This is a genomic window from Pseudofrankia inefficax (assembly GCF_000166135.1).
Lineage (GTDB): Bacteria > Actinomycetota > Actinomycetes > Frankiales > Frankiaceae > Pseudofrankia > Pseudofrankia inefficax.
Map to the genome: position 1 here is coordinate 3,049,295 of NC_014666.1, position 14,169 is coordinate 3,063,463.

The window sequence follows — 14,169 nt, forward strand, 5'->3', positions numbered from 1 at the left end:
GGCACATCGCCGCGGAGAACGAACCGAAGGTCACTCCCGCGGGTGACCCGCGACGACCGGCCCTGCCTTGCGACGGTCAGTCCTGCCCCGCGACGATCAGCCCCGACTCGTAGGCGAAGACGACGGCCTGCGCCCGATCCCGAAGCCCGAGCTTGGTCAGGACGCTGCTGACGTGGCTTTTGACGGTGTGCTCGCTGACCACCAGCGTCGCCGCGATCTCGCTGTTGGACAGGCCCCGGCCGAGCAGCCGCAGCGTCTCGGACTCGCGCTCGGTCAGCTCGTCCAGCCGGCGCGCCAGCGCCGGGCGGGCGGCGCCGCGGCCGACGACGTCGGCGATCAGCCGACGGGTCACGCTCGGCGCCAGCAGCGACTCGCCGGCCGCGACGAGGCGTACCGCGCGGACCAGCTCGTCGCGCCGGACGTCCTTGAGCAGGAACCCGCTCGCCCCAGCCCGCAGCGCCGCGTAGACGTAGTCGTCCACGTCGTACATGGTCAGGACCAGCACCTTCGCCGCGCAGCTCTGGCAGATCGCGGCCGTCGCCCCGACGCCGTCGAGGGTCGGCATCCGGATGTCCATCAGCACCACGTCCGGGGCCAGCGCCGCCGCCGCCCGCACGGCCTCGGCCCCGTCGGCGGCCTCGCCGACGACGGTGATGTCGGGCTGGGCGTTGAGGATCATGGCGAAGCCGCCGCGGAAGAGATCCTGGTCGTCGACCACCAGGACGCGGATCGTCGCGTCCATCGGTGTCACCCGCCCGCGGCGGCCGAACGCGGCCGGGGCCAGTGCTCGGCCGGTCGGCCGGGGGCCGGCAGCGACGCGGTGACGGTGAAGCCGCGCGGGTCGACGGCCAGCGTTCCGCCGCAGGACTGGGCTCGCTCCCGCATCCCGAGCAGGCCATGCCCCTCGCGCGGTGGCCCCGAGGCGCCGGTGCCGCCCCCGTCGTCGGCGATCCGGACCTCCAGCGACGCGTCGGTCCAGCTCAGAGTGACCTCCACGGACCGGGCCCCGGCGTGGCGGACCACGTTCGTCAACGACTCCTGGATGATCCGGTAGGCCGCCACGCCGACGTCCGGCGGCAGTGGGCGGCGCTCGCCCTCCTCCGTCAGGCTCGTCCGCAGCGCACCGCGGCCGGTCCGGGCCACCAGCTCGGCGACGGCGTCGATCCCCGGGACCGGCTCGCGCCCGGCCTGGCCCCGCAGCGCGCCGAGCATCACCCGCAGCTGGTCGACGGCCTCCCGGCCGGTCGCGGCGATCGTGTCGAAGACGGCCTCGGCCCGCGCCGGGTCCGTCCTGGCCACCACCGGCCCGGCCTCCGCCTGCACGATCATCAGCCCGACCGAGTGCGTGACGATGTCGTGCATGTCGCGGGCGATCCGGACCCGCTCGCGCTGCACCGCCGCGGCCCGCGCCTCGGCGGTGCGCTGGGCCCGCTCCGCGTCGGCCGCCTCCCGGTCCCGCCGCGCCCGGATCCCGCCGCCGATGGCGAACACGGCGACATACTCGGTGACCACGACGCGGGCGGTGTCGAAGCTCTCGCGTGGCACGACCAACGTGATCAGGACGCCAGCGGCGCAGATCGTGATCGCGACCGGCTGAAGCCGGCGTGTGCCGTGCGCGGCGAAGGTGTAGGCGCACAGCAGCGCGCCGTAGGGCACGAACAGCGGGCCGAGGTCCGGACACAGGGCGAGCACGGTGGTCGCCGGTCCCACGACCAGGCACACCACCAGCAGCGCCTGTCGGCGCCAGGCGACCGGCACGGACGCCGCGAGGCCGAGCGCGAGCAGCCACCACCGAGGATGGCCGGTGACGGCCGGCGGAGCGACCGTCGCCACGGTGATCGCCGCGGCGACCGCCACATCCCACCGGTTCAGGAGCCCCGCCCGCACAGCCTCTCCCGCGATCGCCGACTCCTCCCATAATCGCCCGCCGGGCTGTCGGTCCGCCTCGTCCGTACGAATGATTCCGACTCCCTCGGACGAGCGAGTCGCCCCGGGCCGCTGGAGGCCGACGCACACCGACTCTTGCGCCGGGGCGACTTCAGCGCTTTTGTAGAACCCGTTCTACTCGGTGACGGGTGCCGCCGGTCGCGGCCGGGACGGACAGCGGCCGGGACGGACAGCGGCCGGGACAGACAGCGGCCGGGACAGACAGGGGTGTGCGCTGTGCGGGACTTCGCCGGCAAGGTCGCCGTGGTCACGGGCGCGGGCCAGGGCATCGGCCGGGCCCTCGTCGAGCGGTTCTGCGCCGAGGGGATGAAGGCCGTCCTCGCGGACGTCGTGCCTGAGCTCGTCGAGAGCACCACGGCCGAGCTGCGCGAGGCCGGCCACGAGGTCACCGGGGTGGTCGCCGACGTGACGTCGCTCGAGTCCGTGGAGGCGCTGCGGGACGCCGCGCTGGCCGCGTACGGCGGCGTGCACGTCCTGTGCAACAACGCGGGCATCGGCTCGGGGTCGGAGGGCCAGCTCTGGGAGCACCACGTCAACGACTGGCGCTGGTCCTTCGACGTCAACGTGCTCGGGGTCGTCAACGGCATCCGCGCGTTCACCCAGACCATGATCGACCAGGACGTCGAGGGCCACATCGTCAACACGACGTCCGGCAACGGCGGCTTCACCCCCCTGATCAACAGTGCCGTCTACGCGGCGACGAAGGCCGCCGTCACCACCGTGACCGAATGCCTGTGGGGCCAGCTGCGGCAGTCGGGCGCGAAGGTCTCGGCCTCGCTGCTCTACCCCTCGACCGTGACGCCCGGGCTGCTCAACACCGGGATCTGGCGGCCGGGCGCGAACCGGCCCGACCGCTACGACCGCCCGGGCGCTCCGCCGAAGGAGGGGCGCGACTCGCTGGGCGCCTTCCAGGAGCGGATGGACGCCGCCGGGCTGCCGGTGGTCTTCGCGCCGCTGTCCGAGGTCGCCGACCTGTGCCTGGCGGGCATCCGGGCCGACGCCTTCTGGATCACGGTGCCGAGCGAGGCACAGAGCGCGAAGATCCTCGCCCGCGCCCACTCCCAGGTCGACCGGTCCGATCCGGGCTACCTGCTGGAGGCCAACCTCATGGCCGCCCGCCCAGCTACCCGCCCCGCCACCCGCCCGGCCTCTCGCCCAGCCGACCGCCCGGCCGGCAGGCCGTGACCATCGAGCCCACCCCCGATCCGTCCCCAGGAGGCACCCGGATGGCACACGACAACCTGCTGCGTCGGTTCGAAGGCCGCGCCGCGCTCGTCACCGGAGCCGCCTCCGGGATCGGGCGGGCCGTCGCGCTGCGGCTGGCGGCCGAGGGCGCCTCGGTCCTGGCCTGCGACGTCGACGCCGCCGGCCTGGAGACCCTCGGCAAGGAGAGGCCCGAGGGCGCCGGTCCGATCGTCGGGCGGGTCACCGACGTGCGGGACCGGTCGGCCTGCTTCGCGGCCGTCGACGACGCGGTCGCCGAGTTCGGCCGGCTCGACGTGCTCGGCAACGTCGCCGGCATCCTGCGCACCGGGCACGTGACCGACGTGTCCGAGGACGAGTACCGGCTCATGTTCGCGATCAACACCGACGCGTACTTCTTCTTCGCCCAGGCGGCGATCCCGCACCTGCTGGCGACCAGGGGCAACATCGTCAACATCGCGTCGAACTCGGGCCTCATGGGCGGCGCCTACACCGTCCTGTACTGCATGACCAAGGGCGCGGTCGTCCAGCTGACCCGCGCGCTGGCGATGGAGTTCCTCAAGAAGAAGATCCGTATCAACGCCATCGCCCCCGGCGGGACGGAGACCGCACTGGTGGCCGCGACCGCCTTCCCCGACGACGTGGACTTCGAGCTCGTCGGCCGGTACATGGTCCCGCGGCGGATGGCCAAGCCGGACGACATCGCGAAGCTGTTCGCCTTCGTGGCCAGCGACGACGGCCGCAACATCCACGGCGCCATCCTGTCCTCGGACGGCGGCGTCACCGCCGGCTGACCCCGGCGGGGCCGCCCTCGCCACCGCTCGTCGAGCGTCAGTCCGCTGCTGGGCCCGCCGCGCGGTGGGCGCGCAGCAGGGTGTCGACGGCATTGACCTCGCCCGCGGCGGTCCGCACCGGGCGCGGGACGCGGCCGGCGCGCTCGATGACGAGCCCGGGAACGTCGGCGAGGTCGGCGGCGGTGTCCTCCGGGGTGTAGAGGACCTCGCGCTCCCCGGGACCGCCGATGCCGTCGGTCAGGTTCTCCACGTCGTGGGCGACGACGAGCAGGGTGCCACCGGGCGCGAGCCACGCGGCGGCGCGGCGCAGCGCGATCCGGCGGGCGAGCGCGGGGATCTGCAGGTAGGCGACGATGACGGCGTCGAAGCAGCCGGCCGCCGGGAGGTCGGACCTGCCGCCGGTCTCCGGCTCCGCCTCGGCGATCACGTCGGCCACGCGGAACCGGGTGCGGTCGGCGACCCCTGCCTCGCCCGCGAGTCGGGCCGCGCGTTCGATCGCGGCGGCCGAGAAGTCCAGACCGGTGGCGTGCCAGCCCCGGCTGGCCAGCCAGATCGCGTTGCGCCCCTCGCCGCAGGCCAGATCGAGCGCGCGGCCGGCCGGCAGCTGGGCGAGCTCCGCCGCGACGAACCGGTTCGGCGGGAGCCCCCACACCAGCTCGGTGCCGGCGTACCGCGCATCCCAGTCCGACGCCCGCATAGCGATCGTGGTTCCTTCCGCCCGTCCCCGGCCGCGGCCCGGCGCCGCTCGCCCCGCGGACCACTCCGGCCATGCCGGTGCCGTCCGCCCCTCGGGCCCCCGACTATCCCAGAGGCCGGGTGAACCCGGGCCAACCATGACAACCGGGCGTCCTCGGCTGCCGTAGCGTCGCGCCGGGGCTACGGAATGTGGCACGACATTCCGGCCACACCACCTGCTGGCGCCGAGAAATAACAAGGTGAGAGAAGACCACGCTCACGCCGCACTCGCGGCATTAGGTGATGCACGGTGCGAGGATGACGCCTTGTCGACGCCTCCAACTTCTCCGTGCCATTGGATGGTGGCTTCTCTCACCTACAAGCCTTATACCCGCCCATCCGGTCTACACACAACCCCTCCGCGCGCCGCCCATCTATCGGCACCGGGTGCCGAATTCCCGCCTGCCGTCCTGAACGCGCGCTTGCTCCCGTCCGGGCGCACCGTACGGCCCGGTCCCGCTTTGTCCCGAGAACGGGGCGCGACCACCCGCGTGGGCAGGCTCGGGGCGCGCTCTCAGCCGGCAACACTGCCTCAGCCGGCGATACTGCCTCAGCCCGGCAACACTGCCTCAGCCGGCGATACTGGGGCCGTCGCCGGTGAGCGGACCGCCCTCGGTGAGCGGCGCCAGCTCCAGGTCCCAGTCGATGTGGCGGGACTCGCCGCCGGAGGGCACCGCGGCGGCGGCGCGGCGCAGGAAGGTGCGCACGGCCCAGCGGGGCAGCCCGATCCTCGCGTGCCCGCCGGGGCTCGACAGGGAGAGCTCTACGACGGTCTCGCCGGCGTGGGTTATCGGCGCGACCCGGACGTCGGCGATCCCGGCGGGCCGGCGCAGGCCGTCCTCCAGCAACTCCCGGGCGAAAACCCATTCGACCCAGGCGCCGTTGCCGACGTCGAACCGGATGACGACCGCGAACGGGTCCGTCGACCGGTAGGACAGCTCGGCGGGGAATTTCCCGCCTTCGTCCAGGAGCCGGGCGTCGAACGAGACACTGATGATTGCTTCGGCGCGGGTCACTGCGGCCTCCCCTCGCCGGGCGAGTGTTGACGATGCCGATATGGTCGCGCGTCGGCGGGAAACCGGCCAGACCCTCAATGCGCTGCTCCTGCTGGCGCCTGTCGGCGCGGCGTACCGCCAATGGTGACATCTCGGCCGACTTCGCTCAATGTATGCGGGCACTCCGCGTCCGACTGATTTTTCGCCGACCCGCGCCGGAACGCCCGGCGGCCGGGAGACCCGCCCGGCGTCGGGGCCGACCACACCCGGCGCTGTCTCTCCCGCGACCAGCGGGGAAGGCTGGATCCGAGGGCGCCCGCGCCGCGCGACGACCTCCGGGCGCGCGCCCGGAGCTGAGGAGGGCGAGATGACGATTCCCTACCAGGTGCCGGTCACGGTCTCGCCGGCCACGACGCTGGCGGACGCCGCCCGCCTGATGGACCGGGCGGGAGTGGGTGCGCTGCTCGTCCTGGACGGGGAGCGGCTCGTCGGCATCGTGACCGATCGTGATCTGGTACTCCGGGCCGTCGCGCGTGGGATGCCGCGCGACGCCCGGGTCGACGCGGTGATGACCAGCGGCGTCGTCACCCTGCCGGTGACGGCCGAACGCGCGGAGGTGGTGCGGGCCTTCCAGACCCACTCGGTGCGCCGGCTGCCGCTGGTGGCCGGGGCCGAGGTGGTCGGGCTGATCTCGCTCGACGACCTGCTCGCCGAGGCCGTCCCCGAGGATCTGCGCGGCATCGGCGCCCTGGTCGTCAACGAGGCTCACCACCCCCGCCACGAGGCCGGTCTTCCGGTTCCGGCCGCGAAGGCCGAGCGGAAGGCCCGAACGGCCAGGACGGAGCCCGGGCCGGGCCAGGCCCGGGTGGGCGACCAGATCGTCGTCCATCGCCACACCCAGGACGAGCCGGACCGGGACGGCGAGGTCGTCGAGGTCAGTGGGCCGTTCGGCAACCCGCCGTTCCGGGTCCGCTGGTCGGACGACGGGAAGGTCACCTTCTTCTACCCGGGGTCGGACGCCGAGATCCGCCATCTGGCCCGGGTGGGCCGCCACACCTGAGAGCCGCGGCGGCGACCGCCAGGGCAGATCAGGCGTCGAGGAGCTCGACGAGGGTGGCGTTGGCCGTTCCGCCGCCCTCGCACATGGTCTGCAGGCCGTAGCGCAGGCCGTGGTCGCGCAGGTGGTTGATCAGGCGGGTCATCAGGATCGCCCCGGACGCGCCCAGCGGGTGGCCCAGCGCGATCGCCCCGCCGAGCGGGTTGACGCGCTTCGGGTCGGCGCCGGTCTCGGCGAGCCAGGCCAGCGGCACCGACGCGAACGCCTCGTTGACCTCGAAGGCCCCGATGTCGTCGATCGACAGGCCGGTCTTCGCCAGCAGCTTCTCGGTGGCCGGGATCGGGCCGGACAGCACCTCGACCGGGTTGGCGCCGACGACCGTGCCGGCGACGTAGCGGGCGATCGGGGTCAGGCCCAGCTCGCGGGCCTTCTCGGACGTGGTGATCAGCAGCGCGGCGGCGCCGTCCGAGATCTGCGACGAGCTGCCCGCGTGGTGCAGGCCGTCCGGGCCCGCGACCGGCTTGAGGGCGGCCAGGGTGTCGGCGGTGGTCCCGCGGCGCAGGCCCTGGTCGACCGTGAACGGGCCGGCCTCGGTCGGCACCGCGACGACCTGGGTGTCGAAGGCACCGGCGTCGATCGCGGCGGCGCCCCGCTCGTGGCTGAGCGCGGAGAACTCGTCGAGCTCGCGGCGCCCGAAGCCCCAGCGGCGCGCGATCAGCTCGGCACCGGTGATCTGGTTGAAGTCGGAGCCGTCGTAGCGGTCGCGGGCCGTCGCGCCGTACGGCTCGCCGGACTGGCGGGAGGCGCCGAGCGGGATGCGGCTCATGCTCTCGACGCCACCGGCGACGACGAGGTCCTGCTGCCCGGACAGCACCGCCATCGCCGCGTACTCGATGGCCTGCTGGCTGGAGCCGCAGGCCCGGTTGATCGTCACGCCCGGGACGTGCTCGGGCCACCCCGCGGCGAGGATCGCGAACCGGGCGACGTTGCTGGACTGGTCTCCGAGCTGGCCCACGCAGCCAAAGTGGACGTCCTCGATCAGGGCCGGGTCGACGCCCGTCCGCGTGACGAGCTCGCGCAGCACCAGCGCCGCCAGGTCCACCGGGTGCACCCCGGCGAGGGCTCCGTTGCGCTTCCCGATCGGCGTCCGAACCGCCTCGACGATCACCGCGTCCCGCACTGCCGTTCCCTTCCCGACACCCGCCGCGCGGGGTCGTGGTCCGCGGTCGCGGCCGCCCGCCGGGCCGGTGGCCCGGCCGCGAGCCGACCGCCCGTCGCGTGGCGCCTGTCCGCGCCGCACGCCGCGAGGGAAGACGATAAGCGGCCTTTCGCCGTCGGCGCCGGTACTTGTGCCGAAGCGAACGTCTCTGGCTGGGCCGCGCAGCCGTCGGGCGGGGTGTAGTCGGGTCGGAACTCGGCGTTCCGGTAGTCTCCGGCTAGCTTCGATGGCAGGGTGTCCCTGTCATCCGGTGCCTGTGTCGTCGAACCGCGTCTGTGTCAACAAGCTGGGCCCAACGAGCTGTGGCTGCGTCATCCAAATGTGTCATCCAAGGCCGAGGCAGGCCCGGGCGAACGTGAGGCGGAGGAGCCGGTGCGCCGGACCAGGGGCGGTAGTGGGGGAGACGCGGCGCCGCTGCCGCAGCGGGTTCCGAAGCCGGTCCCGCCGGCTCGTCATCCGGTGACCTGCCTGGATGACCCAGACCTGCTCACCCGGGTCGCGGACCGGCTGCGCGCGCTCGACGAGCGCCGGCTCGCGGGCCTCGGCCGCCTCAACTAGCGCTGTGACCGCCGGGGTCCGACCGTCGCCCTGATCGCCGTCGTGGCCCTGGATCGGCAGCGACGGGCGCGTTTCCGCAACCACCCCAGGGCTCAAACGGCGATCGGGGCCGGTGCGGTGGCCCGCCATCCCGAGCGCCGCCGGCGGGAGCCGGTCGCGCCGCGGCGCGTGGCGCGGCAGCATGCGGACCATGAGACGGGCTGGCCAGGGGTGGGCGTCGGTGTGGGTCGGGTCCCGGAGCGGGCGGTGACGGGCGCCGGTTCGGCCACCGTGGGCGCGGCCGGCCTGGTGGGGTCGCTGACCGCCGTCCGCGGGCTCTCGGTCGGGCATGCCCGCCGGGTGACCGACGGCTGGCGGACCGGGGTGACCGTCGTGCTGGCACCGCCGGGCGGCGCCGTCGGTGGCGTGGATGTCGCGGGCGGCGCGCCCGGCACCCGGGAGACAGAGCTGCTCGACCCGCGCAACATGGTCGAACGGGTCCACGCGGTCGTGCTGGCCGGCGGCAGCGCGTTCGGGCTGGCCGCCGCCGACGGGGTGATGCGTCGCCTCGCCGCCGCGGGCATCGGGTTCCCGGTCGGTGCCGCCGGGGTGGTCCCGATCGTGCCGGCCGCGGTCATCTTCGACCTCGGCCGCGGCGGCGCGCTGCCGGCCGCCAGCGCGACCCCCGGTCCCGAGCTCGGCGCGCTCGCCTTTGACAACGCGTCCACCGGGCCGGTGGCGCGCGGCTCGGTGGGGGCCGGTACCGGGGCCAGCAGTTGCGGCCTCGCCGGTGGGGTCGGCGGAGCGGCGACGGTGCTCGGCGACGGGACGACGGTCGCGGCGCTGGCGGTGGTCAACTCGGCCGGCTCGGCGGTCGACCCACGTACCGGGCGCCTGTACGGCGACCTCGGCGCGGTCTTTCCCGACCCGGATCCCGACCTGCTCGCGGCCTGGCTGGCCTCCGAGCGGCGGCCGAGACCGTTCCCGACCGGTTTCAACGTCAGCCACGGCCCGCCGCCGTCGTCGGCCAGCTCGCCGATGAACACGACGATCGGGGTCGTCGCGACGGACGCGGTGCTGACGAAGGCCCAGTGCGCCCGGCTCGCCGCCAGCGGCCAGGACGGCATGGCCCGCGCGATCCGCCCCGTGCACACCATGGTCGACGGGGACACGGTCTTCGCCCTGGCGACCGGAGACCGGCCGGCCGGCAACCTGAACGCCCTGCTCACCGCGGCGGCGGACGTCTTCGCGCACGCCGTCGCCGACGCGGTCTTCCACGCGACCGGCTTCGCCGACCTGCCCGGCTACGGCGAACTCGTGCTCGGGCCCGGCCGGGCGGCCGGCCTCGCCGGTTAGACCGCGGCGCCGCCGGTAGCCGGGGCGGCCCGCGGGTCGGCGGGGGCCCTGGGCCGCGAGGCGGCGGTAGCCGGGAGGGGCGGGCCGGCGTGGACCTGGGCCGCGAGGCGGCGAAATTCCCGAACAGCATCGTGTTTGTGCAGGTCAGCCCGGTGACGTCGGGTGTCGTGGCGGGCGGCGTGAACTCGGGTCACGCGGGGCGCGCCGCGTGGACGAGGCGCGCCGGTCGGGGTTACCGTGCCGGCATGGCCGGGGCCGCCCGGGCCGACGAGCGCGGGACACCGTCGGGGCGCGGGCCACGCTGGCCAGGGCCGACGGACGTGAAGGCCGCGCGAGTCGGTTCGGTACGCGGTGTACCGGTGGGTTCCAGGATGGGCCAGAATTTATGTATTCGTCTGGTTACTGCCTGTTGCGCGATGAACCTCACCGTGACTGGCGCCGCGTTGTCAAGCATTGTTGGGGAGAGCCGAATTCTGGACGGGTGACCTGATGAATGCTGTGAGCGGTACCACCTCTTCTGGCCGCCGGAAGCCTCGGTTAGTAGCCGAGACCACGACCGGGTCAAATCAGTCGCGCCGGCTTCACCAACAGCCTGCCGCCGCGACGACCGGGCGCCCCAGCTGGGTCGCGATCCGGCTGCACGCGGCCCTCACCGAGGCCGACCGCCCGGTCCGGGCCCGCTCCCTCGCGTATGACCTCGGTCTCTCGGCAGCCGAGGTGACCGCGGAGCTCCGCCACCTGCAGGATCTCGGCGCCGCCACGTCGCGCGACCGCCGCTGGACGGTCGCCGCCGTCGATCTCAACGCGGCCGTCGACCGGGCCGCCACCACGGCGACCGCCGCGCCGCGCCGCACGGCCTGACCTCGCCGCACGCGCTTCCGGCGGGTTCGTCCGGACCGGGACGACCTCATCGCGTCGTTTCCAGCCGGTGACCGGTCTGTTTACACCCGCTGGTGTAACGGCCGGCGACCGGAAATTGTCCGGCAGCTGACAGCTCCCGCGGTCGTGGCGTTCAACTCGCCCGGGTCACCGCCATTAAGGCCTTTCGGCCCGGGCGTCACGGCCAGCTGGGCGCCATCCCGGTGACCACAGGTCCCGCGGGCGGCCCGCGCGCCCGGCTGCGCGCCTGTGACACATGTGGCGCACACATTCCACGGTCCCGTAACCCGGCTGGCCGGCCCGTGAAACCTCGGTACGACGTAATGGCCTGAGACGGGAACCACCGCGCGGCACCGTTGCCCGCCGGTGACGTCCGGTCCCGACGCCCGGTCGCGCCGCCACGGCCTGGCCGAGCGCGGGACGCACGGGCGCACCGAGCCGACCACGACCGGCCCCGGACGGCGGGCCGCCCAGGCGAGGGACCGAATGATGACGACACCTGATTTCCCGCTGCTCGACATCCGCCGGTGGCGGGACGGCACCGGCGACCAGCGTTACCGGTTCGCCTGCGAGCTGGACGTCGCCCTGCGCCAGTCCGGGTTCCTGCTCGTCGGCGGGCACGGGATCAGCGCCCGGCTGCGGGCGGACATCCGGGCCTGCGCCGCCCGGTTCTTCCGGCTCCCGCGTGAGGCGAAATCCCCCTACGTCACCCGGGTCGGCGGCCGGGGCTGGATCCCGGTCGGTGGCGAGGCCAACGCCTTCTACGGCGAGGTCGCCGACGCCACCCGGGCCGACCTCAAGGAGACGCTCACCTTCGGCCGGGCCTTCGCCACCGGCGACCCCGAGCTGGACGACCGGTGGTTCGCGCCGAACGTCTGGCCCGGCGAGTGCCCGGAGCTCCAGGCGATGTGCGAGCGGTTCGCGGCCGAGGTGCGCGCCCTGTACGACGACCTGCTGCGGATCTGCGCCGTGGCCTTCGGCCTGCCCGAAGGCTGGTTCGTCGACCGGGTCCAGGCCGGCCCGCACAGCCTCAACATCAACCGGTACCTCCCGCGCTCCGAGACCGGGGCGCCGCGCGACCATCAGTACCGGGTGGCCCCGCACACCGACTGGGGCGTCCTGACGGTGCTCGACCGGCAGCCGGGCTACGGCGGCCTGCAGGTCCAGACCCGCGACGGCCGCTGGATGGATGCCCCCTACGAGCCGGACGCCCTGACCGTCAACGTGGGCGACCTGCTGGCCCGCTGGACCGGTGACCGGTGGCGGTCGACCCGGCATCGGGTGCTGCCGCCGCCGGCCGAGGCTCCCGACGAGGAGCTGCTGTCCCTGATCGTCTTCCTGGAGTCCGATCTGGACGCGATCGTCGAGCCGCTCGTCGCCGGCACCGCCTACCCGCCGGTCATGGCCAGCACCTACCTGCTGGAACGCGCCAGCGCCGCCACCGTCGCCTGACGGCCGCCGACCCGGGCCGCCTCGGGGCGAGCGTCAGGCCTCGCCGCCGCGCGCCGGGCGGTGGGCCGCGCTCTCGGGCCTAGGGCCGACTGCATAGGCTGCGGCCGTGGCTCGCGACCAGACGCCTGGTGACCCGACCCCTGGTGCCCCGACGGCCGGTGACCAGGAGACGCCGCCGGACGCCCGGCGGGTTCCGGCGTCGCGCCGCCAGCTGCTGGCCGGCGCCGGAGCGGTGATCGCCACCGCCGGGTTCGCGGCGGCCTGTTCGAGCGACAGCGCGGCTCCCGCGCAGGTCCCCGCGGCCGCGTCGCCAGTACCCACGAGCCCGCGCCCGACGCCGACGGCCGAGCCGGCGCTCACGTTCGCCCCCGTCACCGCGCAGGCGGTGGCGAACGGCCCGCGTGACCGCAACCAGGTGGCGCTGACCTTTCACATCGGCCCGCACGAGGCCGGCCAGGACGTGTCGCTCGCCCATCAGCTGCTCGACGCCGCCACGCGGCTCGGCGTACCGATCACCGTCTTCGCCGTCGGCCAGTGGCTGGACGAGCACGCCGACCTGGTCCCGGCGCTCCTGGCGTCCGGCAACGAGCTGGACAACCACACCTTCACCCATCCGACGCTGACCAGGCTGCCCGCGGCCCAGGTGGCGCAGGAGATCGTCGGCTGCCGGGACGTGCTGTCCCGGCTGGCCCCGGCCCAGGGCCGCTACTTCCGCCCGTCCGGCACCAGCGCCGCGACGCCGCTGATCGTGGAGCAGGCCGGCGCCGCCGGCTACCCGACCGTCGTCGACTTCGACGTCGACCCGCTGGACTACACCTCGCCCGGCGCGGACGCCGTCGTCTCCCGGGTGCGGGCCGGCGCCAGGCCTGGCTCGATCGTGAGCATGCACTTCGGCTACCCGGGCACCGTGGCCGCGTTCCCCAGGATCGTCGCCAACCTGCGGGCCGCCGGCCTCACCCCGGTGACGGTCCACACCCTGCTCGCCTAACGCCTGCTGGCCTGACCCCCTGCTGGCCTGACCCCCTGCTGGCCTGACCCCCTGCTGGCCTGACCCCTGCTCGCCCGGCCCGCCTCGGCGTCGGTCAGGAGCCGGTCTGGGCTCTTCCCCGGGTGGTGACGGCGCGGCGGCGGGCCGCGAGCTCGGCCGGGTCCCGCCGCCAGGTCTCCGCGAGGATGCCCTCCAGCAGATGGGCCTCGTCCAGCGTCGCCGTGTTCGCCAGGGACCGGTAGTGGGCGAGCAGCCGGCGCACGCCGCGCTGGTCGTTGCTGACGATGTCGCCGGCGAGCTTGCGGGCGAACGGCAGCAGCTCCGCGTGCGGCACGACGTGGTTGACCAGGCCGAGGTCCAGCGCCTCGACGGCGGTGACGAAGTTGCCGGTCAGCGACAGCTCCACCGCGCGGCGCAGGCCGATCGTCTGGGCCAGCAGCACCGTCATCCCGCCGCCCGGCATGATGCCGACCCGCGCGTGCGTGTCGGCGAACCGGGCCCGCTCGGACGCCACGAGGAAGGTGCACTGCAACGCGATCTCGAGGCCGCCGGTGACCGCCACTCCGTTGATCGCGCCGATGACCGGCTTGGAGATCACCGGCAGGAAGCGGAACAGGCCGTTGCTGTCGCGCTCGGGGCCCGCGCCGGCCGGCCGGCCGGCGGCGGACCGCGGGGCCTCGCCGGAGGCCTCCTTGAGGTCGACGCCGGCCGAGAAGGCGGGGTCCGTGCCGGTCAGGATCACCGCGTCGATCTCGGGGTCCGCCTCGGCCGCGAGGATGCCGTCCCACAGCGCCTGCAGGAGGGCCCTGTTCAGCGCGTTGCGCGCTTCCGGACGGTTGAGCGTCACGGTCGCGACGCGGTCCGCCACCTCGTAGCGGACGACGGGCTCGGTCACGGGCACCTCGGTCTCAGCGTCTCGGCGTCACGGCGTCTCGTGGCGTGGCGGTCCTCAGCGTCACAGGTTGCCCGGCGAGAGGCAAAGGTAAGGAGCTCCCCAGCACGGTGGT

At 74.3% G+C, this 14,169-nt stretch carries 14 protein-coding genes; 8 read left to right on the forward strand and 6 right to left on the reverse strand.

Annotated elements, in window-relative coordinates; genetic code table 11:
• Positions 1–76 precede the first annotated feature (76 nt).
• Together FRAEUI1C_RS12350 and FRAEUI1C_RS12355 are read right to left on the reverse strand one after the other, a co-directional pair.
• Positions 77–742, reverse strand: a complete 666-nt coding sequence (locus tag FRAEUI1C_RS12350) for a response regulator (protein ID WP_013423632.1) — start codon at positions 740–742, stop codon at positions 77–79.
• Positions 743–747: 5 nt separating this feature from the next.
• Positions 748–1,887, reverse strand: coding sequence for a sensor histidine kinase (locus tag FRAEUI1C_RS12355; RefSeq protein ID WP_013423633.1), 1,140 nt, complete (start codon positions 1,885–1,887; stop codon positions 748–750).
• 276 nt (positions 1,888–2,163) lie between these two features.
• Here FRAEUI1C_RS12355 and FRAEUI1C_RS12360 point away from each other — a divergent pair, with 276 nt between their 5' ends.
• Positions 2,164–3,132, forward strand: coding sequence for an SDR family NAD(P)-dependent oxidoreductase (locus FRAEUI1C_RS12360; RefSeq protein ID WP_013423634.1), 969 nt, complete (start codon positions 2,164–2,166; stop codon positions 3,130–3,132).
• Between the two features lie 41 nt (positions 3,133–3,173).
• Entirely contained in the window at positions 3,174–3,944 is a 771-nt protein-coding gene (locus FRAEUI1C_RS12365) for an SDR family NAD(P)-dependent oxidoreductase (RefSeq protein WP_013423635.1), read from the forward strand.
• Positions 3,945–3,981: 37 nt separating this feature from the next.
• On the opposite strand, the gene FRAEUI1C_RS12370 is transcribed toward FRAEUI1C_RS12365, so the two are convergent.
• On the reverse strand, positions 3,982–4,641 hold the full coding sequence (locus tag FRAEUI1C_RS12370) for an SAM-dependent methyltransferase (RefSeq protein ID WP_013423636.1): 660 nt from the start codon (positions 4,639–4,641) through the stop codon (positions 3,982–3,984).
• A gap of 607 nt (positions 4,642–5,248) precedes the next feature.
• Positions 5,249–5,695, reverse strand: a complete 447-nt coding sequence (locus tag FRAEUI1C_RS12375) for an SsgA family sporulation/cell division regulator (protein WP_013423637.1) — start codon at positions 5,693–5,695, stop codon at positions 5,249–5,251.
• Positions 5,696–6,041: 346 nt separating this feature from the next.
• On the opposite strand from FRAEUI1C_RS12375, the gene FRAEUI1C_RS12380 reads away from it, so the two are divergent.
• Entirely contained in the window at positions 6,042–6,734 is a 693-nt protein-coding gene (locus FRAEUI1C_RS12380; RefSeq protein ID WP_013423638.1) for a DUF1918 domain-containing protein, read from the forward strand.
• Positions 6,735–6,762: 28 nt separating this feature from the next.
• On the opposite strand, the gene FRAEUI1C_RS12385 is transcribed toward FRAEUI1C_RS12380, so the two are convergent.
• Positions 6,763–7,911, reverse strand: a complete 1,149-nt coding sequence (locus tag FRAEUI1C_RS12385; protein ID WP_013423639.1) for a thiolase family protein — start codon at positions 7,909–7,911, stop codon at positions 6,763–6,765.
• 411 nt (positions 7,912–8,322) lie between these two features.
• Between FRAEUI1C_RS12385 and FRAEUI1C_RS37545 the strand changes: the two genes are divergently transcribed.
• The 5 genes from FRAEUI1C_RS37545 to FRAEUI1C_RS12410 all read left to right on the forward strand — a co-directional run bounded on the left by FRAEUI1C_RS37545 (position 8,323) and on the right by FRAEUI1C_RS12410 (position 13,162).
• Positions 8,323–8,508 carry a hypothetical protein gene (locus FRAEUI1C_RS37545; protein ID WP_013423640.1) on the forward strand — a complete coding sequence of 62 codons (186 nt, stop codon included), beginning with the start codon at positions 8,323–8,325 and terminating at the stop codon, positions 8,506–8,508.
• A gap of 246 nt (positions 8,509–8,754) precedes the next feature.
• Positions 8,755–9,843 carry a P1 family peptidase gene (locus FRAEUI1C_RS12395; protein WP_013423641.1) on the forward strand — a complete coding sequence of 363 codons (1,089 nt, stop codon included), beginning with the start codon at positions 8,755–8,757 and terminating at the stop codon, positions 9,841–9,843.
• Positions 9,844–10,332: 489 nt separating this feature from the next.
• Positions 10,333–10,704: a hypothetical protein gene (locus FRAEUI1C_RS12400; protein ID WP_013423642.1), complete on the forward strand. Its 372-nt coding sequence runs from the start codon at positions 10,333–10,335 to the stop codon at positions 10,702–10,704.
• 507 nt (positions 10,705–11,211) lie between these two features.
• Positions 11,212–12,174, forward strand: a complete 963-nt coding sequence (locus FRAEUI1C_RS12405; RefSeq protein WP_013423643.1) for an isopenicillin N synthase family dioxygenase — start codon at positions 11,212–11,214, stop codon at positions 12,172–12,174.
• Between the two features lie 106 nt (positions 12,175–12,280).
• Positions 12,281–13,162: a polysaccharide deacetylase family protein gene (locus FRAEUI1C_RS12410; protein WP_013423644.1), complete on the forward strand. Its 882-nt coding sequence runs from the start codon at positions 12,281–12,283 to the stop codon at positions 13,160–13,162.
• A gap of 94 nt (positions 13,163–13,256) precedes the next feature.
• Here the strand turns inward: FRAEUI1C_RS12410 and FRAEUI1C_RS12415 are convergent, their stop codons facing one another.
• On the reverse strand, positions 13,257–14,057 hold the full coding sequence (locus tag FRAEUI1C_RS12415; RefSeq protein ID WP_013423645.1) for an enoyl-CoA hydratase: 801 nt from the start codon (positions 14,055–14,057) through the stop codon (positions 13,257–13,259).
• Between the last annotated feature and the right edge of the window lie 112 nt (positions 14,058–14,169).

Bases quoted from the DNA above. Each gene is read 5' to 3' on its own strand.
- FRAEUI1C_RS12350 (WP_013423632.1), bottom strand. From the start codon at position 742: ATGGACGCGACGATCCGCGTCCTGGTGGTCGACGACCAGGATCTCTTC.
- FRAEUI1C_RS12365 (WP_013423635.1), top strand. From the start codon at position 3,174: ATGGCACACGACAACCTGCTGCGTCGGTTCGAAGGCCGCGCCGCGCTC.
- FRAEUI1C_RS12370 (WP_013423636.1), bottom strand. From the start codon at position 4,641: ATGCGGGCGTCGGACTGGGATGCGCGGTACGCCGGCACCGAGCTGGTG.
- FRAEUI1C_RS12380 (WP_013423638.1), top strand. From the start codon at position 6,042: ATGACGATTCCCTACCAGGTGCCGGTCACGGTCTCGCCGGCCACGACG.
- FRAEUI1C_RS12400 (WP_013423642.1), top strand. From the start codon at position 10,333: ATGAATGCTGTGAGCGGTACCACCTCTTCTGGCCGCCGGAAGCCTCGG.
- FRAEUI1C_RS12405 (WP_013423643.1), top strand. From the start codon at position 11,212: ATGACGACACCTGATTTCCCGCTGCTCGACATCCGCCGGTGGCGGGAC.